Origin of the sequence: Pantoea sp. MT58, assembly GCF_014495885.1 — a bacterium.
GTDB classification, from domain to species: domain Bacteria; phylum Pseudomonadota; class Gammaproteobacteria; order Enterobacterales; family Enterobacteriaceae; genus Pantoea; species Pantoea eucalypti.
Genome location: NZ_CP061083.1, coordinates 3,569,984 through 3,593,002, shown reverse-complemented (window position 1 = coordinate 3,593,002; position 23,019 = coordinate 3,569,984). Strand labels below are relative to the sequence as shown.

Sequence of the window (23,019 nt, the reverse complement as noted above, 5' to 3'; positions counted from 1 at the left end):
GTAAACTACATATAGGTGTTTGATGGATTCTATCCCCTACATGTAGTGATTGCTGCGAATTATTGCGTTCTGTTTTGACCTGAAACAAGGAAGATTCAACACGGCAGGGAATGCCGACTGAGGTAAGAATCAGGTTTTGAGATCAGGTTTCCGGGTGATTAACTGGCGTATTGGCGTGCAGCAACTTTAATCAACGTTATGCCCTGTTAAAACGTTGACGTCACAAGGATGCCCGCCAATGTGGTTACCCCGTTCTCTGCTCCTGCTTTCAGCCTTTTGTCCACTCGTCCTGGCCAGTCCGCTGCCACTGATGCCCTGGCCGCAGCAGGTGGAGCAGCCCGCCAGTGGCGGTGCACTTACCCTGACGCCGCAACTGACGCTGCAAATCTCAGGTGATCATCTGGCAGGTGCTGAAGCACGCTGGCTGGCGCGAATCAGTAACCAGACGGGCTGGCCGCTGTTGCCTGCATCCCAGCCGGTGGCCGCGCCGACTATACGTATCGTCATTGCAAAGGCGGTGGACCCGCTGCCACTGCCCGACAGCGATGAGAGCTATCAGTTGCAGGTCGATGGCGACGGTGTCCTGTTAACTTCACCCAGCCGTTTTGGCGCGATGCGCGGTATGGAAACCCTGCTGCAACTGATCCAGAACGGTGCACAGGGCACGACGATTCCTTACGTGACCATCCACGATCATCCCCGCTTTCCGTGGCGTGGTGTGCTGATCGACACAGCGCGCCACTTTATGCCGGTAGAGACACTTAAACGTCAGATCGACGGCCTGGCCGCCGCGCGAATGAACGTCTTTCACTGGCATCTCACTGACGATCAGGGCTGGCGCTTTGCCTCCAGCCACTATCCCCAGCTGCAGCAGAAAGCCAGCGATGGCAACTACTACAGTCAGCAGCAGATGCGGGAGATTGTGAAATATGCCACCGAGCGTGGGGTGCGTGTGGTGCCTGAGCTGGATATGCCGGGACACGCCTCTGCGCTGGCGGTGGCGATGCCGGAGCTGATAAGCAGACCGGGAAATTATCAGATGGAGCGCGGCTGGGGCGTCTTTAAACCGCTGCTCGATCCCAGTAACGAACAGGTTTATCAGGTGATCGACACGCTGGTGGGTGAGATGGCGGCGATCTTCCCCGATCCCTGGCTGCACATCGGCGGCGATGAAGTCGATCCCACCCAGTGGAACGACTCACCCGCGATTCAGCAGTTCATGCGCGATCACAATCTGAAAGATGCGCATGCGCTTCAGGCGTACTTCAATCAGCGGGTGGAAAAGATCCTGGAAGCCCATCACCGTCAGATGGTGGGCTGGGATGAGATCGCCCATCCCGATCTGCCGCGCAGCATTCTGATCCAGTCGTGGCAGGGCCAGGATACGCTGAGTGCGCTGGCAAAAGAGAACACGCGCGGCATTCTCTCCACCGGGTTCTACCTCGATCAGCCCCAGCCTGCCAGCTACCACTACCGCAATGAGGTCACGCCGCGCGGGCTCAACGGCCTGGATCGTCTGCGGCCCGGCGATCAGGCGCAGAGCTGGTCATTCACGATGCCGCGCCTCAAAGGCAGCCCGGTGAAGGGCAGCTTTACGCTCATTCAGGGCGAGTCGGGCTGGCGCGGTTTTATCGACTTCGACGGCAAGTCCCGGCGGATGGTTCGTGAGATCAACTGGCTCTCGACGCAGCAGGTGCAGTTCAGCGTGGATAGCTGGATGGGACCGTTCCAGCCGGTGTTCACGCTGCAGCAGCCGTCCCTCAAAGGCTATGTGCTGGTAGGCAACGTCCGTTATCCCACCAGCGGTCAGCGCCTGATGCAGCCGCCGGCGGGCATCGCGCCCGTGCTGCCCATGCCAGAACAGGTGCAGCACAATCTGCTGGGTGGTGAGGCAGCGCTGTGGGCGGAAAACATCAACAGCCAGATTATTGATACCAAATTGTGGCCGCGCGCCTTTGTGGTGGCTGAGCGGTTATGGTCGGCAGAGGATGTCACGAACATGGATTCAATGTATTCGCGGCTGTCAGCGATGGATCGCTGGAGCACTGTATCGGTGGGAACGCTGCAGCAAGCCCAGACGGAGCAGCAAATGATGCGGCTGGCCAACGGGCACGATATTGCCCCACTGCAAATACTGGCTGAGGTGCTGGAACCGGCGCAGTACTACACCCGCCAGCATCTGAAGTTTCAGGCGGGCCATTACGACTATCACGAGCCGTTAAACCGGCTGGCGGATGTGCTGCCTGCCGAGAGTGAGGCGGTGCGCCAGCTGGCGCAGCATGTCGCCGTGTTAATCGCCAACCGTAATAACCCGGCCGCTGCCTCCGCAGTTCGTGCGCCGCTGCAGCGCTGGCAGGCCAACACGACTGCGGTAATGCCGATCATCAACGGTAGCGCGACGCTGAAGCCGCTGGCACACAGCGTGCAGCAGATTGAGGTGCTGAGCACCATGGGCCTCGCGCTGGTGAATGCTTACGTCCGCAATCAGGCGTTTGGTGCCAGTGAAGTGGCGGAGATGCATGCGACACTCGATGCCGCTGCGCAGGTGCAGGATGAAACGGTGATTGCGCTGGTCAGGCCGCTGGAGACGCTGTTGCGCGCCTTTCAGTAAATGCGGTGGCCGGTGCGGAACCGGCCACCGTGGCATCAGGCCGGGCCGCTGACTGAATGGCGACGCACCAGCGTCGGGCTGAACATGTGGGTGACTTCCGGCAGCGGCAGATCGTTAGCCAGTGCCAGCGCAAGCTGGGCTGCCTGCTGCGCCATGGTGACAATCGGATAGCGGACGGTGGTGAGGCGCGGTCGCACATAGCGCGACACCAGCACATCATCAAAGCCGATCAGTGACATCTCTTCCGGCACGCGAACACCGTTATCGCTCAGCACTGCCAGTGCACCTGCCGCCATGGAGTCGTTGTAACAGGCGACAGCGGTAAAGTTCCTGCCGCGCCCCAGCAGTTCCGTCATCGCCTGCTCACCGCCGACTTCATCCGGTTCGCCCCAGGTCACCAGCCGGTCGCTGCACGGCAGGCCGTGCTCTTTCAGCGCATCGTAGTAACCCTGAAGGCGATCTTCGGCATCAGAGATGGTGTGGGTCGAACAGATAAAGGCGATATTCTGATGGCCGAGCTGGATCAGATGACGGGTGGCAAGCCAGGCACCGTAGCGATCGTCAAGCGCAATACAGCGCTTTTCAAAGCCTTTTATCAGCCGGTTCAGCAGCACCATACCGGGCACCTGCTTCATCAGCACTTCCAGCTCTGCGTCGGGAATTTTCTTGGCGTGAACCACCAGCGCCGCGCAGCGATGACGCATCAGCTGTTCAATCGCCTGCCGCTCTTTTTGCTCATTATGGTAACCGTTACCAATCAGCAAAAAGTTACCGGTATCGCCTGCCACCTCATCCACGGCTTTAACCATCGCGCCAAAAAAGGGATCGGAGACGTCACCGACAATCAGGCCGAGCGTTTCGGTCGATTGTTGCGCCAGCGCGCGTGCGTTGGCATTCGGGTGATACTGAAGCTGCTCCATCGCCTGGCCTACGGCCTGTCGGGAGCTGTCGCTGGCTTTGGGAGAATTATTGATTACACGTGAGACTGTGGCGACAGAAACGCCCGCCAGTCGCGCAACATCCTTTATGGTAGCCATGCGTTGACCTGCTTTGGGGAAAACGTTTACACATCACATCAGTGTTACGGAAAAGGGCGGACACATCAACCCGACAGAATGTCAGCGTCGTCGCAAAAAGGGGCGAAATCGGGCACTCAGGCACATCTTCTGCTCAGCCGCCGCCCCGTGTTATGCTCAATCTCCCACCTGGCTACCGTGAAAAACAACGATGAAAACCAAAGTGCCACATCTGGCTCACTGGGGCGCCTTTACCGCCGTCACTGAAAACGATCGCCTGATTGGCTGCGAACCCTTCTTCGCCGATGCCGATCCGTCACCGATGATCCACACCATTCCTGAACTGGTCTACTCCGACAAACGCATTCGCCAGCCGATGGTGCGTCGGTCGTGGCTAAAGTCACGCGAAAAGAGCGATCGCACGCTGCGTGGCCGGGAAGATTTTGTCGCCGTCGACTGGGAAACTGCGCTGGACCTGGTGGCGGAGGAGAATCGCCGCGTGCGGGAGCGTTACGGTGCATCGGGCATTTTCAACGGCTCCTACGGCTGGTCATCGGCTGGACGTGTTAATCACGCCCGCACCCTGGTTCGTCGTTTCTACTTTCAGGGTGGCGGTGGCGTCGATCAGCAGGGCAACTACAGCTGGGGTGCCGCGCAGTTCTTCCTGCCCTATGTAATCGGCACGTATATGCCGCTGACCGGGCGCGTCACCGAATGGCCGCAGGTGGTGGAACACGCCGAAATTTTTGTCGCTTTTGGTGGGCTGGCGCTGAAAAACGCCCAGGTTGCCTCGGGTGGCGCAGGGCAGCACAGCCTGAAACCGGCGCTGATGCAGCTGGCGGCCAAAGGGACGCCGGTAATCAACATCAGCCCGATGCGCGATGACTGCCCGGAATTCGTTAACGCCGAGTGGATCCCGATTCGCCCCAATACCGACGTGGCGCTGATGCTGGCGCTGGGCCATGAAATCACCCAGCGCGGCGCGGTTGACGAAGCGTTTCTCGCCAGCCACTGCACCGGCTGGCCGCAGCTGCGTGCCTATCTGCTGGGTGAAACCGACGGCGTGGCGAAAACCGCTGGCTGGGCCAGTCGTATCACCGGCGTTCCAGCGGATAGAATTGTGCAGCTGGCGCAGCAGCTGACCGGCAAGCGCAGCTTTATTACCTGCTCCTATTCCGTTCAGCGCGCCCATCGCGGCGAACAGCCTTACTGGATGATGATTGCGCTGTCGTCGATGCTCGGCCAGCCAGGCCTGCCGGGCGCAGGTTTCTCCTTTGGTCACGGTTCAATGAACAGCGTTGGCAATCCGCGTCAGGAGGGGCCAGCCCCGATGATGAGCACCGGCCCCAATCCGTCCGGGCTGTCGATTCCGGTGGCGCGCATCAGCGATATGCTGCTCAATCCCGGCCAGCCGTACCGCTTCCAGGGCGAAACGCTGCACTATCCTGACATTCACATGGTGCACTGGGCGGGCGGCAATCCGTTCCATCATCACCAGCAGCTGAACCGGCTGGTGGAAGGCTGGCAACGGCCCGATACGGTGGTCGTGCAGGATATCGTCTGGACGCCTGCTGCGCAGATGGCGGATATCGTGCTGCCTGCCACCACCACGCTGGAGCGCAATGATATCGGTGGCTCCTCACGCGATCGCTTTGTGCTGGCGATGCATCAGGCGATCAAACCGCAGCACCAGGCGCGCAACGACTTCGATATTTTTGCGGACCTGGCCGAGCGCCTCGGCTATCGCGACACCTTCACCGAAGGGCGCAATGAGATGCAGTGGATCGCCCATCTTTATCAGCAGTGTGCGACCGCGCATCAGCGCAAAGGCATCGATTTCCCCGAATTTGATGCGTTCTGGCAGCGCGGCTTTGTGGAAATTCCGGAAGGCGGCAAGCCCTATCAGTTTATGGAGGCGTTCCGCGCCGATGCGCAGGCGAACCCGATTAAAACCGCCAGCGGCAAAATCGAGCTTTTCAGCCAGACCATTGCGGACTACCAGCTTGACGATTTTGCCGGTCATCCGGAGTGGCGTGAACCGCAGGAGTGGCTCGGCTCGCCGGTCAGCCACGACTATCCGCTGCACATGATCTCAATTCAGCCTTCGGACCGGTTACACAGCCAGCTGGATGCCACCGAAACGGTGCAGGGCAATAAAACTGCCGGACACGAAACGCTCTACATGCATCCACAGGATGCCGCAGCGCGCGGTCTGGTGGAGGGCGACGAGATTGAGGTGAGCAACGCACGCGGCGTGATGCTGGCGGGCGTGCGGATCACCGAGGGCGTGACGCAGGGCGTGGTCATTATCTCTACCGGTGCCTGGTTTGATCCTGGTTTTGGCAAGGCGTGGCAGCCGCACGATCGCGCGGGTAACCCCAATGTGCTGACGCTCGATATCGGAACCTCGTCGCTGACGCAGGGACCAAACGCCATGAGTTGCCTGGTGGAAATCAAAAAACATCAGGATTGCACAATAGCGTAAGGATCTCATGGCTGGTTACATTTTGCGGGTAACTGTTGCGTTTGAGAGATAGCAGCCGATTAATCCCTCTTGCTACATTCAGGGTCCCAGAGGTATTGATGGGTGAACATCAATAGATTTTCTTGATTACACCAACCTGCGCAGATGCGCAGGTTTTTTTTGCCCAAAATCTGCGGCCGATAACGAACTGATACACAGTTTTCCTGTTATACAGCCAGCGCTTTCTTTATAACTGCTGGCACCAGCCTCTTTCTCTTATTTTGCGCAGCGGAATGCCATGCCCCGGATTAAAAAACTACTGGGAAAAGACCAGATAAAAGCGCCATTTAACCCTTTTCGTTTTCGGCTGATCTGCCTGGGTGTCACGACCTGTCTGGTGGTGCTGCTGGCGCGCGTCGCGGACCTGCAGTTCCTGAATCAGCCGATGCTGGAGCACGAAGCCGATCAGCGATCGCTGCGTACCGTCACGCTGCCGACCAGCCGCGGTACCCTGCTGGATCGTAACGGTGAAGCGCTGGCGCTTAGCGTGCCATCGCGCGATGTCATTGCCGATCCGCAGCGAGTGCTTGAGAGTAACCCCGATTTCACCAGCGCTAAATGGGCCTATCTTGCGGCGGCGCTTAACACCCGTCCTGAAGAGCTGGCGGCGCAGATCACTGCTAACCCGAAACGTCGCTTCCTCTATCTGGGCCGTAAAGTTGAACTGGGCATCGCGAAAGATATTAAAGAACTGAAGCTGAAAGGCATCAGCGAAGTCTACGACGACAGCCGTTTCTATCCGATGAGCGAGGCCTCTGCGCCGCTGCTCGGCATTGTGGGTGCGGATAACGTGGGTCTTAATGGCCTGGAAAAAGGCTTTGATAAAGTGTTGCAGGGCGAACCGGGCAAAGAGGTCTATCGTCAGGATGCGGCGGGCAATATCATCGCCATGATCAACTATCAGCCGCCGACTCAGCCGCCAACGGTGCAGCTCAGCATCGACAAATATGACCAGTACACGCTTTACAGCAAACTGCGTGACGGCGTGCTGATCAACAAGGCGGATTCAGGCGCCGCCGTGCTGGTGAAAATTGACACCGGCGAGATTCTGGCGATGGCCTCCTATCCGTCGTTCAACCCTAATAACTACGAAGGGGCGACCCCGGCGCAGATGCGTAACTCGGCCATCAATGACAGCTATGAGCCGGGATCGACTGTTAAGCCGTTAGTGGTCATGGAGGCGCTGGAGCGCCACCTGGTGCGCCCGGATTCCGTCATCGATACCACGCCTTATAGCGTGAACGGCCACCTGATCCGCGACGTCGGTCACTGGCCGCGCCTGACCATGACGGGCATTCTGCAGAAATCGAGTGACATTGGCGTATCACACCTCGCGCTGGCGATGCCTGCGGAAGCGCTGGTGAATACCTATCAGGCGTTTGGCCTGGGTAAACCCACCGGATTAGGGCTGACCGGCGAAAGCGTCGGCTACTTCCCGCTGCACCGTACCCGCTGGGCCGATATCGAGCGGGCCACTTTCTCCTTTGGCTACGGCCTGCGTGTCACGCCGCTGCAGATTGCCCGTGAATACGCCACGCTCGGCTCTTATGGCGTTTACCGTCCGCTGTCGATCACCCGCGTTACGCCACCGGTCATGGGGCGGCAGGTTGCCAACCCGGAAACGGTAAAAGAGGTGGTGCATATGCTGGAGAGTGACGTCCTGCCGGGCGGAACCGGGCTGAAAGCCGCGGTGCCGGGTTATCGTCTGGCGACCAAAACCGGTACGGCGGAAAAAATGGGCACCAGCGGCAAGTATGATGGCGGCTACGTCAACTACACCGCCGGTATTGCGCCAGCCAGCCATCCTGAAGTGGCGCTGGTGGTGATGATCAACCATCCAACGGCAGGCGATCACTTCGGTGGCTCGGTTGCCGCACCAGTGTTCGGTAATATTATGGGGCCGGTGCTGAAACACATGAACATTGCGCCAGATGCCATTTACACGAAACCGGCGACCAATACTTCGGATAAATCTTAGTGGAATCAGAGTGTAAGCGAGACGTGAAAGATATTCACACCTCGTTGCACTTCCCCGAATTCGGTTGCGTTTTCTCGCTGTCCCCGGGCGGTCAATCAGTGCGAGGATAGCAGTCCCAGAGGTATTGATGGGTGTGAAAACAACACCGCTTCGGCAGTGAGATCTCTGTTATTACACCAACCCACGCAGATGCGTGGGTTTTTTTTGCCTGCTCGCCGGACGCTCTCTTCCCCGCTGTATAACCGCCGTTAAATCATCATCGTTCTTAACGAAACCCTGACAGTTTGCCAATAGAAAGGCGCGTCGGCTTTCACCGATAATGGCCGCCGTGAACCCTGGCGTTTTTTTGCTCGCCTCAGCCGGTTCACACTGCCGCATTCCGCATGTTCCGGGATTTCTTTTTCTGCTTACCTGAAGAGTTTGACGATGACTCACCTTTCTCGCCCCGGGCGTACTTTTGGGCTCAAATGGCTGCTCCTGTTGCTGGTGGTTGCGATTGTCGCGGGCGTTATCTGGCGTCTGCTGACGGCGGGTCATGGGCCGGGTGAGGGGATGCCGCCGGGCAGGCATGGCGCGCATGGCATGATGGGCGGCGGGGCGACGCTGGTTCACAGCGGTATGGCCAGCACGGCGGATGTGCCGGTGTGGCTCAATGCGCTCGGCACGGTGATCCCCAACGCCAGCGTGACGGTGACCAGCCGCGTTGACGGCCAGCTGGAGCAGGTTTTCTTTACCGAAGGGCAGAAGGTCAGTGCCGGGCAGTTGCTGGCGCAGATCGATCCGCGCAGCTATCAGGCGACGCTGAACCAGTATCAGGGCGAACTCAGCGAAAATCAGGCGCTGCTGAACAGCGCCGAACTGACGCTGGCGCGCTACCGCAAACTGGCGGCACAGGACGCGCTGGCGCGTCAGGATCTGGACAGCCAGATTGCCACCGTCGGGCAGTATCGCGGTGCGGTCGCCGCCGATCAGGCGCAGATCGCCAGTGCGAAGCTGAGCATTGAATATGCCCGCATCACCGCCCCGATCAGCGGGCGCGTCGGTTTGCGTCAGATCGACCCCGGCAACATGGTTCAGAGCGCCAGCAGCACGGGCCTGGTGACGATCACCCAGATGCAGCCCGCCGCCGTGACCTTTAGCGTGCCGCAAAGCGATATCCCGGCGCTGGTCAGCGTCCTGCATCAGGGCCAGAGCCTGCCCGCCACGCTGTTTGATCAGGACAACCAGCATCAGCTCGCCAGCGGCGAAGTAAAGTTCATCAGCAACCAGATCGACACCGCCACCGGCACCGTGGCGCTGAAGGCGGTGTTCGCCAACCAGGATGAGTCGCTGTTTGCTAACCAGTTTGTCAATCTGCGGCTGCAGCTCCGGGTGCTGAAAGGCGCGACGGTGATCCCGGCGCAGGCGCTGCAGCTCAGCAGCGACGGCAGCTTTGTCTTTGTGATCAATCAGGATCACACCGTCACGCGCAAAGCGGTCACCACCGGCCCCACGTTCGGCGACGATCAGCAGGCGATCCTCAGCGGCGTTTCGCCAGGCGATCGGCTGGTGACAGAAGGGATCGATCGCCTCACCAGCGGCAGCAAAGTCACGCTGGCCGATGAGACACCTGCTGCCGGTGCCGTGTCGAAATGAACCCGTCTCGCCTGTTTATCCTGCGTCCGGTCGCCACCATTCTGCTGATGGTCGGCGTGCTGATCTCCGGTATTTTTGCCTATAAATTTCTGTCGACCTCGGCGCTGCCTCAGGTCGACTATCCGACCATTCAGGTCACCACGCTCTATCCGGGCGCCAGCCCGGATGTCATGGCGTCGTCGGTCACGTCGCCGCTGGAGCGCCAGTTAGGGCAGATGGCCGGGCTGAGCCAGATGAGCTCCACCAGCGCCAGCGGCGCGTCGATCATTACCCTGAAGTTCAGCCTCGATCTGTCGCTGGATGTCGCCGAGCAGGAGGTGCAGGCGGCGATCAATGCGGCGAATAACCTGCTGCCCGACAATCTGCCCAATCCGCCGACCTATAAAAAGGTTAATCCGGCGGACAGTGCAGTGGTGACGCTGGCGGCGAGCTCCAGCACGCTGCCGCTGACCGAGGTGCAGGATCTGGTCAATACCCGGGTAGCACTAAAGCTGTCGCAGATCTCCGGTGTCGGGATGGTGACGCTGGCGGGCGGACATCAGCCCGCGATTCGGGTGCAGATGAATCCTCAGGCGCTGGCGGCGCATCATCTGACGCTGGAGGCGGTGAATACGCTGATTGGCAACAGCAACGTTAATGGCTCCAAAGGCGGCTTTGACGGGAAATATCATTCGGTCACCATCGATGCCAACGACCAGCTGCGCACCGCCGACGCGTACGGCAACCTGATTCTCACCTATGAAAATGGCGCGGCGCTGCGCCTGAAAGATATCGCCCATATTGAACAGGGCCCGGAGAACAGCTTCCAGTCAGCGTGGGCCAACAACCAGCCGGCGATTGTGATTAGCGTGCAGCGCCAGCCGGGCGCAAACGTAATTCAGGTGGTGGACAACATCAAGGCGCAGCTCCCCGCGCTGCAGGCGGCGCTGCCGGACGGGGTGAAGATGACGATTCTCTCCGACCGCACTCAGACCATCCGCGCCTCGATCAGTGATGTGCAGTTTGAGCTGATGCTGTCGATTGCGCTGGTGGTGATGGTGACCTTCCTGTTCCTGCGCAACGTGGCCGCTACGCTGATCCCCAGCGTGGCGGTGCCGCTGTCGCTGATCGGCACCTTTGGTGTGATGTATCTGGCAGGCTTCAGCCTGAATAACCTGTCGCTGATGGCGCTGACTATCGCCACCGGTTTTGTTATTGATGACGCCATCGTGGTGGTCGAGAACATTTCCCGGCGGCTGGAGCAGGGCGAGTCGCCGATGGAGGCTGCGCTGAAGGGCTCACAGCAGATTGGCTTCACCATCATCTCGCTCACCTTTTCACTGATTGCCGTACTGATCCCGCTGCTGTTTATGGGTGATGTGGTCGGGCGACTGTTTCGGGAGTTCGCGATCACGCTGGCGGTGGCGATTCTGGTGTCGATGCTGGTGTCGCTGACTCTGACGCCAATGCTGTGTGCGTATCTGCTGCGCCACATTCCGCCCGAACAGCAGTCAACTTTTTCCCGCAAGGGCGGCGAACTTTTCGATGCGCTGGTGCGCGGCTATGACCGGCTGCTGACCGTGGTACTTAACCATCAGAAACTGACGCTGCTGGTGGCGCTGGCGACCTTCGGGCTGACCGCGCTGCTCTATATGATGGTGCCGAAGGGCTTCTTTCCGACCCAGGATACCGGGCTGATTCAGGGCATTACTGTCGGCTCACAGGATGTCTCATTTAAAGCGATGGCCATGCGGCAGCAGGCATTGTCGGCTCTGATTCTGAAAAACCCGGCGGTGGAAAGCGTCTCATCGACGATTGGCATCGACGGCACCAACACCAGCCTCAACAGCGGACGGTTACAGATCAACCTTAAGCCATTTGGCTCGCGTGATGTGAAAGCGGATGAGGTGATTAAACAACTGCAACAGGCGACCGCCGATGTGCCAGGTATCCGGCTCTATCTGCAACCGGCGCAGGATCTCACCGTCAACGACCAGGTCTCGCCGAGTCAGTATCAGTTCACCCTGGACGACGCCGACAGTGAGAATCTGGTCAGCGGGTCGTCAAAAATGGTGGCAGCGTTGCAGCAGCGGCCCGAATTTAATGGCGTGGTAAGTAACCTGCAGGATCAGGGGCGCGTCTCATACGTTGAGCTGAACCGCGATAAAGCGGCGCGCTTTGGTATTACTGCGTCGGACGTGGACACCGCGCTCTATAACGCTTTTGGTCAGCGTCTGGTCTCGACTATTTTCACCCAGTCGAATCAGTATCGGGTGGTGCTGGAAGTCGCTCCGGCTTACCAGCAGGGTCCGGCGTCGTTTGATGATGTTTATCTGCAGCCCTCTTCCGGCAGCAGCTCGTCATCAACCACCAGCACGGCTTCATCCACCTCTTCGTCATCAACATCAACATCAATATCAACGTCTTCATCAACGTCGACGTCCAGCTCAGCTTCTGATAGCGACACGGCCAGCAGCGGCATGGTGAAACTTACCGCTATCGCCACTATTCATCAGCGCACCGGCTCGCTGATGCACATGCGGCTGAATCAGTTTCCGGCGGTGATGATCTCCTTCAACCTTAATCCGGGCTACTCGCTGGAGGATGGGCAGCGGGCGATCGCCGACGTGCGGCAGCAGTTGCACCTGCCAGAGAGCACCACGCTGCGTTACCAGGGCGAAACCTCGGCGTTCCAGAGTGCCACCGGCAACACGCTGTGGCTGATTCTGGCGGCGCTGATCACTATGTATGTGGTACTCGGCATCCTCTACGAGAGCTTTATCCATCCGGTCACCATTCTCTCAACGCTGCCGTCGGCGGCGGTGGGCGCGCTGCTGACGCTGTTGCTGGCAGGCACGGAGTTCAGCCTGATTGCGCTGATTGGGGTCATCCTGCTCATCGGCATCGTGAAAAAGAACGCCATCATGATGATCGACTTCGCGCTGGAGGCAGAACATAAGCAGCATCTCAGCCCGCGTGACGCGATTCATCAGGCCTGTCTGCTGCGCTTCCGCCCGATCCTGATGACGACCATGGCGGCGTTGCTCGGCGCGTTACCGCTGATGCTGGCTTCCGGCTCGGGCGCAGAGCTGCGGCAGCCGCTGGGGCTGGTGATTGTCGGCGGGCTGATTGTCAGTCAGGTGCTGACGCTCTTTTCCACGCCGGTGATCTACCTGCTGTTTGATGGGCTGGCGCAGCGCGGCAACGCCTGGGTGAAACGCCGTCAGCAGCAGGCGCGGAGTGGACAATGAATCTGACCCGGCTGTTTATCTTTCGTCCGGTGGCGACGCTGTTGCTGACGCTGGCGATACTGTTGCTCGGCGCGCTGGGCTACCGGCTGCTGCCGGTGGCACCGCTGCCGCAGGTCGATTTCCCGACCATCATGGTCAGCGCCAGCCTGGCGGGGGCCAGCCCGGAAACGATGGCCGCCACCGTCGCGACGCCGCTGGAGCGTTCGCTGGGGCAGATTGCCGGTATTAGTGAGATGACCTCCAGCAGTTCGCAGGGCTCCAGCACGGTCATCCTGCAGTTTGATCTGGACCGCGATATCAATGGCGCGGCACGCGACGTACAGGCGGCGATCAACGCGGCGCGCAGCCTGCTGCCGAGCGCGATGGCCTCGCTGCCAACTTATCGCAAAGCCAACCCGTCAGATGCGCCAATTGTCATGCTGGCGCTGACCTCCGCCACCCGCTCGCCCGGCGAGCTTTATGACCTGGCAGAGAGCAAAATCGAACAGGTGATGGGGCAGGTGCAGGGCGTCGGCGAAGTCTCGCTGATGGGCAGCGCTTTACCCGCGGTGCGCATCGATCTGCAGCCGCTGAAGCTGACGCATTACGGCATCTCGCTGGAGACGGTGCGCGCCGCTGTCGCCAACAGCACCACCAATCTGCCTAAGGGGATTTTGCAGAGCAGTGACCAGTCGTGGCTGGTGGACAGCAACGGACAGCTGGAAAAGGCCGCCAGCTACCGCGATCTGATCATCACCTGGCAGCAGGGCAAAGCGGTGCGGCTGCGCGACGTCGCCACGGTCTATGACTCGGTGGAAGATCGTTATCAGGCGGGATTCCTCAATGCCACGCCTGCGGTGATGATCGGCATTAAACGTCAGGCGGGCGCGAACATGCTCGAAACCATCGACGCGATCAAAGCGCAATTGCCGCTGCTGGAAAAAAGTCTGCCCGCTGACAGCCAGCTGAAAGTGGTGGTTGACCGTTCGCCCGGCGTGCGCGCCTCACTGTATGACACCGAAGAGACGCTGCTGATCGCGGTGCTGCTGGTGATTGCGGTGGTGTTTATTTTCCTGCGCAATCTGCAGGCGGTGATCATTCCGGCGCTGGCGCTGCCGGTGTCGCTGATCGGCACCTGCGCGGTGATGTACCTGCTGGGTTACAGCCTGGATAACCTGTCGCTGATGGCGCTGATCGTCTCCACTGGCTTCGTGGTGGATGATGCGATTGTGGTGCTGGAGAATATCACTCGCCATATTGAGCGTGGGCTGAGTCCGCTGCGGGCGGCGCTGCGCGGGGCGCAGGAGGTGAGCTTCACCGTGCTGTCGATGACCGTGTCGCTGATTGCGGTGTTTATCCCGATCCTGCTGATGGGCAGCATTGTTGGACGGCTGTTCCGCGAATTCGCCGTAACGCTCACCGTGTCGCTGCTGATCTCGCTGTTCGTCTCACTCAGCCTGACACCGATGCTCTGCGCACGCCTGCTAAAGCCCAAACCGCCCGTCAGCCAGCGACCACATCCGCTTTATCAGTTTATTGAAAATCAGCTGAACCGCCTGCTGGCTGCCTACGGACGCGGGCTGGCCTGGGTGATGCGCCATCAGAAGCTGACGCTGCTCAGCCTGCTGCTGACCGTGCTGCTGAACGTTTTTCTCTTTACCGTGGTGCAAAAGGGCTTTTTCCCCAATCAGGACACCGGGCTGCTGATGGGCGCGCTGCGTGCCGATCAGAACATCTCATTCCAGGCGATGAAGCCGAAAATGCTGATGTTTACAAAGATCATTCAGAAAGATCCGGCGGTCGAGAGTGTGATGTCGTCTATGGGCAGCGGGATGTTTGGCTCCCGCAACAGCGCCAACTTCTTTGTGCGGCTCAAGGATTTTAGCCAGCGCGATGCCACGGCTACTGAAGTGGCTAACCGACTGACGCGCAAAACCAGCCATATCGCCGGGGCGCAGATGTTCCTGATGGCGGCGCAGGATCTGCACATTGGCGGACGTAGCGCTAACGCGACGTATCAGTACAGCCTGCAGGCGGACGATCTTGCGCTGCTGCGGGTCTGGACGCCGAAAGTGCAGGCGGCGCTGGCAGCCATTCCCCAGCTTAACAGCGTAGATTCCGACTCGCAGACGGGCGGTCAGGAGGTGGAGCTGACGATTGACCGCGACCGCGCCACCCGACTGGGCGTCAACGTGAAAATGCTGGATACACTGCTGAATAATGCTTTCAGCCAGCGGCAGATCGCCACGCTCTATCACACTCTGAATCAGTATCACGTGGTGATGTCGTTGCAGGACAGCGACACCGCGAATCCGGCGACGCTACAGCAACTCTATGTGATTAACGACAGCGGTGATCGCGTGCCGCTCTCCGCCTTTGTCCGTTTCAGCGGTGGCAACGCGCCGCTGTCGGTAGCGCATCAGGGCCAGTCTGCCACCAGCACGGTGGCATTTAACCTCAATGATGGCGTTTCGCTGGAGCAGGCGCAGTTACTGATTAAACAGGCGATGGCTAAGCTGGGCCTGCCCTCGACCATTCATGCCGGTTTTGCCGGTACCGCCGCGGCCTTTTCACAGCTGACCGCCACCATGCCGTGGCTGATTCTGGCGGCGCTGGCGGCGGTCTACATCGTGCTCGGCGTGCTCTATGAGAGCTATATCCATCCGCTGACCATTCTCTCGACGCTGCCGTCAGCGGGCGTCGGAGCGATGCTGCTGCTGCTGCTGACCAACACGCAGCTCACGGTGATCGCGCTGATTGGCATCATCCTGTTGATCGGCATCGTGAAAAAGAACGCCATCATGATGATTGATTTCGCCATTGATGCGGAGCGGCGGCTGGGCATGTCGCCGCAGCAGGCGATCACCCAGGCGTGCCTGATGCGCTTCCGGCCAATCATGATGACCACACTGGCCGCCTTTTTTGGCGCCTTGCCGCTGGCGCTGGGCAGCGGCGGTGATGCCGACCTGCGCAGTCCGCTGGGGATAGCGATTGCAGGTGGGCTGGCGCTTAGCCAGCTGCTGACACTGTTCACCACGCCGGTTGTTTATCTTTGGCTCGATCGTCTGGGCCGTGCCACTCAACGTCAATGGCGTCGTTTGCGCCCTGCGGAATCCTGATCCATGAAACCTCTCATCCCGTTTGTTGTGATGCTGCTGTGCGGCTGTAGCGTGGGTCCTGACTATCAGCGCCCGTCTGTAGCGATGCCGGTTCACTATAAAGAGGCCCGAGGCTGGCAGCCGGCGACACCGCTGGATGCGCAAAGCAAAGGCGAGTGGTGGACGGTTTACCATGACGCCACGCTGAGCGGGCTGTTGAGCCAGGTCAGCGTGTCGAATCAGAACGTAGCAACCTATGCCGCGCAGTACCGGCAGGCGCAGGCTCTGGCGGCTGAGTCACGTGCAGCGCTGTTTCCCTCGCTGGACTATGACGGCAGCGTAACGCGCAGCGGCAGCCATGCCACCAACAGCAGCGTTCGCACCACCAGCAGCAGCCATCAGGCGGAATTGAGTGCCAGCTGGGAGCTGGATCTGTGGGGTAAACTGCGGCGCACGCTGGAGGAGAACCGCGCCAGTGCTTCGGCTAGCGCGGCAGAACTGGCCAACATCACGCTGAGCGCCCAGTCTGAGCTGGCGCAGGACTATTTCCAGCTGCGCATCATGGATCAGAAAATCGCGCTCTATCAGCAGAGCGTCGATGCTTATCAGCACTATCTGAACGTGATTATCAGCCAGTATCAGGCGGGCACCGCGTCGCGTGCCACGCTGGCCCAGGCGCAGCTGCAACGGGAGAGCGCCAGCGCCTCGGCGCAGGATTATCAGTGGCAGCGTGCGCAGATGGAGCACGCCATTGCACTGCTGATCGGCAAAGCTCCGGCCGACTTCAGTCTGCCCGCTGCGCCACTGACGGCCACATTACCCGCGATTCCGGCAGCCCTGCCGGGCGAGCTGTTACAGCGCCGTCCCGATATCGCGTACGCCGAACGTAATATGGCCGCCGCCAATGCCGCCATCGGTGTGGCGGTAGCTGGTTACTATCCTGACCTGACTCTGAGCGCGAGTGGTGGTGTCAGCGCCTCCGTGCTGCATTCGCTCTTCTCGCTGCCGAACCGCGTCTGGTCACTGGGACCGGCGCTAAGCGGTACGTTGCTCGATGCGGGTGCGACCTCGGCGAAGGTCGATCAGGCGCGGGCAAGCTGGGATGCCAGCGTAGCCACCTATCGTCAGACGGTGCTGACCGCGATGCAGGAGGTGGAAGATAAGCTGGTGGAGCTGAACACGCTGCAGGGCGAAATCGCCGCGCAGCAGCGCGCCACCGACGCGGCCCAGACTTCGGCGCGGGTGACACGCCTGCAGTATGAGGCGGGCATGATTGACTACCTGGATGTGGCGACCACTGAGAACAGCAGCCTGAGCGCACAGCAGAGTTTGCTGACGCTTGCGACCACGCAGTGGGTCAGCAGCGTCGCGCTGATTGCCGCGCTGGGCGGTGGCTGGCAGGCCCCCTGAAGCAGTATCAGATTGCCGATAATTCGGTTGTCGAACCGAGTCAAATCCTGCATCGTGAGGGCTATTTTTCACGATGCTAAGGAGCTGGCATGGCTTTCACATTTTTACGCCTGATATTTCGCCTGTTATGGCGGGTCGAACTGCGGGGCGACGTCGCCGAACTGCATAAGCAGAAGGTATTGATCACACCGAACCATATGTCGTTTCTGGACGGCATGTTGCTGGCGCTATTTTTGCCTGTTAAACCGGTGTTTGCCGTCTACTCGACCATCAGCGAAAGCTGGTTTATGCGTCTGGTTAAACCCTTTATCGACTTTGTGCCGCTGGATCCCACCCGGCCCATGGCGCTGAAGCAGCTGGTTCGGCTGATTGATACGGGCCGTCCGGTGGTCATCTTCCCGGAAGGACGAATTACTGTTACCGGCTCGCTGATGAAAATCTACAGCGGGGCAGGCTTTGTCGCGGCGCGTTCCGGCGCTAACGTCGTGCCAATGCGCATTGAAGGCGCTGAATACACGCCGTTTGGTCGTCTGGCGGGCGTGTTTAAACGTCGCCTGTTCCCGCGCATCACTCTCACCGTTCTGCCCGCCACCCGCATTCCGATGCCAGAGGCGAAACGGGCGCGCGATCGCCGCGTGCTGGCCGGTGAGCATCTGCATCATGTGATGATGGAAGCGCGCATGGCAGTGCGTCCGCGTGAAACCCTGTTTGAGGCGTTTCTGGCGGCGCGGACGCGTTACGGCGCGTTTAAGCGCTGCATCGAAGATGTGAATTTCAAACCCGACAGCTATAACGGCCTGCTGAAGAAGTCGCTGGGCGTAGGCCGTATTCTGGAGCGTTACAGCCAGCCGCGTGAAGTGGTGGGGCTCCTGCTGCCTAATACCACCGTGACGGCGGCGGCGATTTTCGGTGCCACACTGCGCGGGCGCGTTCCGGCCATGCTCAACTATAGCGCGGGCGTTAACGGCATGCGTGCAGCACTGACCGCGGCGCAGATTAAAACCGTCTTCACGTCGCGGCAGTTCCTGGACAAAGGCAATCTGTGGCATCTGCCGCAGGGGCTGGACGATGTGCAGTGGATCTACCTGGAAGATCTGAAAGATACCGTCACGGGCAAAGACAAGCTGTGGATCCTTGCCCATCTGCTGATGCCGCATCGCGCCCAGTTACCTCAACAGCCGGAAGATGCCGCGATGGTGCTGTTTACCTCCGGCTCTGAAGGCAACCCTAAAGGCGTGGTGCATTCCCATAAAAGTCTGCTGGCGAACGTCGAGCAGATCCGCACCATCGCCGACTTCACGCCGCGCGACCGCTTTATGTCGGCGCTGCCGCTGTTCCATGCGTTTGGTCTGACCGTCGGGCTGTTTACGCCGCTGATGACCGGTGCTCAGGTCTTTCTCTATCCCAGCCCTCTGCACTATCGCATCGTGCCGGAGCTGGTTTATGACCGTAACTGCACCGTGCTGTTCGGCACCTCAACCTTCCTGGGTAACTACGCGCGCTTTGCCGCGCCCTATGATTTTGCCCGTCTGCGCTATGTCGTTGCGGGTGCGGAGAAGCTGCAGGAGAACACCCGTCAGCTCTATATCGAGAAGTATGGCATTCGCATTCTCGAAGGCTACGGCGTCACCGAGTGCGCGCCGGTTGTGGCGATTAATGTGCCGATGGCAGCGAAGACACACACTGTGGGACGCATTCTGCCGGGCATGGATTCACGCCTGATGTCAGTGCCGGGCATTGAGCAGGGCGGACGCCTGCAACTGCGTGGACCAAACGTGATGAAGGGCTATCTGCGGGTCGAAAATCCTGGCGTGCTGGAAGCCCCGGCCGCCGACGATGGCGAAGGTAATCTGGAAGCGGGCTGGTATGACACCGGTGATATCGTCAGCTTCGATGAAGGCGGTTTCTGCCAGATTCAGGGACGTGCCAAACGCTTTGCGAAGATCGCGGGTGAGATGGTGTCGCTGGAGATCGTCGAGCAGATCGCGCTGAAGGCGTCGCCGGAGAAACAACATGCGGCGTCGCTGCGTCCGGATGGACAGCGCGGCGAGGCACTGGTGCTGTTCACCACGGACGCTGAACTGGTGCGCGACAGGCTGCAGAAAGCAGCCCGCGAGCTGGGTGCGCCAGAGCTGGCACTGCCGCGTGATATCCGCGTCATGAAGCAGTTGCCGCAGCTGGGCAGTGGTAAACCCGATTACGTCACGCTGAAAAAAATGGCGGAAGAGGAGCAGGCATGAGCCTTGATCGTAATGCGCCGCTGATGTCGCGCAGCATGATTGCCGTGATTATCGCCCAGTTCTTTTCGGCGTTTGGCGATAACGCGCTACTGTTTGCCACGCTGGCGGTACTGAAAAGTCAGTTCTATCCCGACTGGAGCCAGCCGGTCTTACAGATGCTGTTTGTCGCGGCCTATATTCTGCTGGCGCCGTTTGTCGGTCAGGTGGCGGACAGCATGGCGAAAGGGCGGGTGATGATGCTCGCTAATAGCCTGAAGCTGCTGGGCGCGCTGGTGATCTGCTTCGGCTTCAATCCTTTCATCGGCTATACCCTGGTAGGCGCGGGCGCAGCGGCTTACTCGCCGGCCAAATATGGCATCCTCGGTGAGATCACCCACGGCGAGAAGCTGGTGAAAGCCAACGGGCTGATGGAGGCATCGACCATCGCCGCCATTCTGCTGGGTTCGGTGGCGGGCGGCATGCTGGCTGACTGGCATATTCTGGCGGCGCTGGGCATCTGTGCGCTGACCTACGGCATCGCTGTGGTCGCGAACCTGTTTATCCCGAAACTGCAGGCGGCGCGGCCTGGTCAGAGCTGGCAGTTCGGCGTGATGGTACGCAGCTTTTTCAGTGCTGCCGCGCTGCTATGGCGTGATGCAGAAACCCGCTTCTCGCTGCTCGGCACCAGTCTGTTCTGGGGCGCAGGCGTTACGCTGCGTTTCCTGCTGGTGCTCTGGGTGCCGGTGGCGCTGGGGATCAATGACAACACCACGCCAACCACGCTGAATGCCATGGTGGCAATTGGCATTGTGATTGGCGCAGCGGCGGCGGCGAAGCTGGTGACGCTGGAGACCGTGCGTCGCTGTATGCCGGCTGGTGTGCTGATTGGTGTCATGGTGGTGGTCTTTGCGCTGCAGCACTCTCTGCTGAATGCTTATTTAGTGCTGATGCTGATTGGTGCACTGGGCGGTTTCTTTGTGGTGCCGCTGAATGCGCTGTTACAGGCGCGGGGCAAAGAGAGTGTCGGTTCAGGCAACGCCATTGCGGTACAGAACCTGGGTGAGAACAGCGCCATGCTGATTATGCTGGGGCTCTATACACTGGCGATTAAGGCGGGCGCGCCTGCGGTAGCGACGGGCGTCGGCTTTGGCGTGCTGTTTGCGCTGGCGATCGCCGTGTTGTGGCTGTGGCGACCTGCTAAGCGTTAAGTGATTCACCGCCGCTCTCCTGTATCCCCGGAGAGCGGCGGCTTACGCTTTAGCGACGAATCGCAATCGCTTCGATTTCGATTTTCACATCTTTTGGCAGACGCGCCACTTCGACACAGGAACGCGCCGGGAAGTGAGCTTCATGCTCGGTGAAAAACGCTTCATAGGTCGCGTTGACCGTGGCGAAATCATTCAGGTCCTTTACGAACACCGTGGTCTTCACGATGTCGCCAACCTTCAGACCCGCAGCTTCAACAATCGCCTTCACATTTTCCAGTGACTGACGCGCCTGTGCGGCAATGTCATCTGCCACCTGGCCGGTCGCCGGATCAACCGGAATCTGACCGGAGGTCATGATCATGCTGCCCAGATCGACACCCTGAACATAGGGACCGATAGCGGCAGGGGCTTTTTCAGTACTGATTTCACGTGACATCATGGCTCCTTTGATTACGTCGTCAGGCGGCGATGCCGCCAGTGTTGCCCATTATAAGGTCGGGCAGGGCGATTACCAGTGACCGAGCACCACATGGCGGGCGAACTCTTTCTCGCAATATTTGCACTTCAGATGCACATCGTCGGCGCGCTGCTTCACGGTAAAGCTGGAGAAGACCGGCTCGCTGCGGCTGATACAGTTGCTGTTGGGGCAGGTCAGCACCCGTTCAACATGATCCGGCAGCGTCGGGGCGATCTTCGCCACCACTTCATAATCGTCGATGCGGTTAACCGTGGCATGGGGTGCATAGACCGCCAGCTGATTGACCTGATCGTCAGTGAGAAACGTATTTTCAATCTTAATCAGGTCTTTGCGGCCCATCTCACCCGACGGCAGATTCAGACCGATGGTAATGCGCTGATCGGTTTCGGTCAGCCGGAACAGGGAGAGCAGTTTAAAGCCAATCTGCGCCGGAATGTGGTCGATGACCGTGCCGCGTTTGATTGCTTCGACCTGCAATTTGTTGTCTTGCGTCATGGGAAATCTCCTTACAGGGCGAGTTCGCTGTTTAAAACCAGAGCCAGCAGAGCCTGGCGCGCATAGATGCCGTTACCCGCCTGCTGGAAATACCAGGCGTAAGGGGTTTTGTCGACATCGGTGGTGATCTCATCGATGCGCGGCAGCGGATGCAGCACTTTCATGTTGTCACGTGCCGTCGTGAGATCGGTGGCGCGCAGAATAAACTGCGCTTTTACGTTGGCATATTCTGACGGATCGAGCCGCTCTTTCTGCACCCGCGTCATGTAAAGAATATCAAGCTGCGGCATCACTTCTTCAAAGCTGTCGTGACGTGACCAGGCGATATTCTTCTCATCCAGCATGTCAGTGATATAAGCCGGCATTGCCAGCGCATCGGGCGCGATAAAGAAGAAGCGGTTACCATCAAACTTCGCCAGCGCCTGCGTCAGAGAGTGCACCGTGCGGCCATATTTCAGGTCACCGACCATCGCCACATTCAGCTGACCAAGACGGCCCTGGGTCTCCTGAATGGTGAAGAGATCGAGCAGGGTCTGGGTCGGATGCTGGTTCGCGCCGTCACCGGCGTTGAGAATCGGAATGCCGCCAGAGAACTCCGTTGCCAGCCGCGCCGCGCCTTCCTGCGGATGACGCATCACAATCGCATCAACGTAGGTGCTGATCACGGAAATGGTATCGGCCAGGGTTTCGCCTTTCTTGCCCAGCGAGGTATTACTGCCGTCAGCAAAGCCTACCGCTGATGCGCCAAGGCGATGAATCGCGGTCTCAAACGACAGGCGGGTACGGGTCGAGGCTTCAAAGAAGCAACTGGCAATAACCTTGTGCTTCAGCAGTTCCGGCTGCGGATGGGCTTTCAGCCTGGCGGCGGTGTCCAGTGCCAGTTCCAGCTCTTCACGACTGAGGTCGTTGATTGAAATGATGTGCTTGCGATATAGCGGGTTAGGCATAGCTCTCTCCTCTGCGCGGCCGGATTGCGGACAAAAAAAAACCCCTCAATGAGGGGCTTTTTTTAAGATCGGTGACGCCAGGTAAGGAAAAACGACACTGCCCGCCTGCGGTGAGGCGCGTCTGGGCGACAATGTCAGCGGTGTTTAACAACATACTTCCTCCCGGCAAATCGCCGCAAAGTATACGCGGT

At 59.5% G+C, this 23,019-nt stretch carries 13 protein-coding genes; 9 read left to right on the top strand and 4 right to left on the bottom strand.

Features of this window, described 5'->3' with window-relative positions; genetic code table 11:
- Positions 1-238: 238 nt before the first annotated feature.
- On the top strand, positions 239-2,611 hold the full coding sequence (locus IAI47_RS16920; RefSeq protein ID WP_008925434.1) for a beta-N-acetylhexosaminidase: 2,373 nt from the start codon (positions 239-241) through the stop codon (positions 2,609-2,611).
- 35 nt (positions 2,612-2,646) lie between these two features.
- Here the strand turns inward: IAI47_RS16920 and galR are convergent, their stop codons facing one another.
- The gene (gene galR, locus IAI47_RS16915; protein WP_003851033.1) at positions 2,647-3,648 is read right to left on the bottom strand and encodes an HTH-type transcriptional regulator GalR; all 1,002 of its coding nucleotides are present in this window, start codon (positions 3,646-3,648) and stop codon (positions 2,647-2,649) included.
- 190 nt (positions 3,649-3,838) lie between these two features.
- Between galR and IAI47_RS16910 the strand changes: the two genes are divergently transcribed.
- The 8 genes from IAI47_RS16910 (at position 3,839) to lplT (ending at position 20,908) form a co-directional block, all read left to right on the top strand.
- A complete protein-coding gene (locus IAI47_RS16910) occupies positions 3,839-6,112 on the top strand; it encodes a molybdopterin guanine dinucleotide-containing S/N-oxide reductase (RefSeq protein WP_008925435.1) in 2,274 nt (757 codons plus the stop codon).
- Between the two features lie 277 nt (positions 6,113-6,389).
- Positions 6,390-8,129 (top strand): penicillin-binding transpeptidase domain-containing protein, encoded by a 1,740-nt coding sequence (locus tag IAI47_RS16905; RefSeq protein ID WP_003851029.1) that lies wholly within the window; start codon positions 6,390-6,392, stop codon positions 8,127-8,129.
- Between the two features lie 426 nt (positions 8,130-8,555).
- Positions 8,556-9,764: an MdtA/MuxA family multidrug efflux RND transporter periplasmic adaptor subunit gene (locus IAI47_RS16900; RefSeq protein WP_008925436.1), complete on the top strand. Its 1,209-nt coding sequence runs from the start codon at positions 8,556-8,558 to the stop codon at positions 9,762-9,764.
- Positions 9,761-12,994 (top strand): efflux RND transporter permease subunit, encoded by a 3,234-nt coding sequence (locus IAI47_RS16895; RefSeq protein ID WP_008925437.1) that lies wholly within the window; start codon positions 9,761-9,763, stop codon positions 12,992-12,994. The genes IAI47_RS16900 and IAI47_RS16895 overlap by 4 nt, the downstream gene beginning before the upstream one ends.
- Entirely contained in the window at positions 12,991-16,092 is a 3,102-nt protein-coding gene (locus IAI47_RS16890; RefSeq protein WP_008925438.1) for an efflux RND transporter permease subunit, read from the top strand. The genes IAI47_RS16895 and IAI47_RS16890 overlap by 4 nt, the downstream gene beginning before the upstream one ends.
- Before the next feature lie 3 nt (positions 16,093-16,095).
- Positions 16,096-17,481, top strand: coding sequence for an efflux transporter outer membrane subunit (locus IAI47_RS16885; RefSeq protein WP_187961157.1), 1,386 nt, complete (start codon positions 16,096-16,098; stop codon positions 17,479-17,481).
- Positions 17,482-17,570: 89 nt separating this feature from the next.
- The gene (aas, locus tag IAI47_RS16880; protein ID WP_008925440.1) at positions 17,571-19,721 is read left to right on the top strand and encodes a bifunctional acyl-ACP--phospholipid O-acyltransferase/long-chain-fatty-acid--ACP ligase; all 2,151 of its coding nucleotides are present in this window, start codon (positions 17,571-17,573) and stop codon (positions 19,719-19,721) included.
- On the top strand, positions 19,718-20,908 hold the full coding sequence (gene lplT, locus IAI47_RS16875) for a lysophospholipid transporter LplT (protein ID WP_008925441.1): 1,191 nt from the start codon (positions 19,718-19,720) through the stop codon (positions 20,906-20,908). The genes aas and lplT overlap by 4 nt, the downstream gene beginning before the upstream one ends.
- A 49-nt stretch (positions 20,909-20,957) precedes the next feature.
- On the opposite strand, the gene ridA is transcribed toward lplT, so the two are convergent.
- The 3 genes from ridA to pyrB form a co-directional block, all read right to left on the bottom strand.
- Positions 20,958-21,344, bottom strand: a complete 387-nt coding sequence (gene ridA / locus IAI47_RS16870) for a 2-iminobutanoate/2-iminopropanoate deaminase (protein ID WP_003851016.1) — start codon at positions 21,342-21,344, stop codon at positions 20,958-20,960.
- A gap of 72 nt (positions 21,345-21,416) precedes the next feature.
- Positions 21,417-21,881 (bottom strand): aspartate carbamoyltransferase regulatory subunit, encoded by a 465-nt coding sequence (gene pyrI / locus IAI47_RS16865; protein WP_008925442.1) that lies wholly within the window; start codon positions 21,879-21,881, stop codon positions 21,417-21,419.
- Positions 21,882-21,892: 11 nt separating this feature from the next.
- Positions 21,893-22,828 (bottom strand): aspartate carbamoyltransferase, encoded by a 936-nt coding sequence (gene pyrB, locus IAI47_RS16860; RefSeq protein ID WP_008925443.1) that lies wholly within the window; start codon positions 22,826-22,828, stop codon positions 21,893-21,895.
- Positions 22,829-23,019: the final 191 nt, after the last annotated feature.

Excerpts from the sequence above, each read along its gene's own strand:
- IAI47_RS16920 (WP_008925434.1), top strand. The coding sequence starts at position 239 with ATGTGGTTACCCCGTTCTCTGCTCCTGCTTTCAGCCTTTTGTCCACTC.
- galR (WP_003851033.1), bottom strand. The coding sequence starts at position 3,648 with ATGGCTACCATAAAGGATGTTGCGCGACTGGCGGGCGTTTCTGTCGCC.
- IAI47_RS16910 (WP_008925435.1), top strand. The coding sequence starts at position 3,839 with ATGAAAACCAAAGTGCCACATCTGGCTCACTGGGGCGCCTTTACCGCC.
- IAI47_RS16905 (WP_003851029.1), top strand. The coding sequence starts at position 6,390 with ATGCCCCGGATTAAAAAACTACTGGGAAAAGACCAGATAAAAGCGCCA.
- IAI47_RS16900 (WP_008925436.1), top strand. The coding sequence starts at position 8,556 with ATGACTCACCTTTCTCGCCCCGGGCGTACTTTTGGGCTCAAATGGCTG.
- IAI47_RS16895 (WP_008925437.1), top strand. The coding sequence starts at position 9,761 with ATGAACCCGTCTCGCCTGTTTATCCTGCGTCCGGTCGCCACCATTCTG.
- IAI47_RS16890 (WP_008925438.1), top strand. The coding sequence starts at position 12,991 with ATGAATCTGACCCGGCTGTTTATCTTTCGTCCGGTGGCGACGCTGTTG.
- IAI47_RS16885 (WP_187961157.1), top strand. The coding sequence starts at position 16,096 with ATGAAACCTCTCATCCCGTTTGTTGTGATGCTGCTGTGCGGCTGTAGC.
- aas (WP_008925440.1), top strand. The coding sequence starts at position 17,571 with ATGGCTTTCACATTTTTACGCCTGATATTTCGCCTGTTATGGCGGGTC.
- lplT (WP_008925441.1), top strand. The coding sequence starts at position 19,718 with ATGAGCCTTGATCGTAATGCGCCGCTGATGTCGCGCAGCATGATTGCC.
- ridA (WP_003851016.1), bottom strand. The coding sequence starts at position 21,344 with ATGTCACGTGAAATCAGTACTGAAAAAGCCCCTGCCGCTATCGGTCCC.
- pyrI (WP_008925442.1), bottom strand. The coding sequence starts at position 21,881 with ATGACGCAAGACAACAAATTGCAGGTCGAAGCAATCAAACGCGGCACG.
- pyrB (WP_008925443.1), bottom strand. The coding sequence starts at position 22,828 with ATGCCTAACCCGCTATATCGCAAGCACATCATTTCAATCAACGACCTC.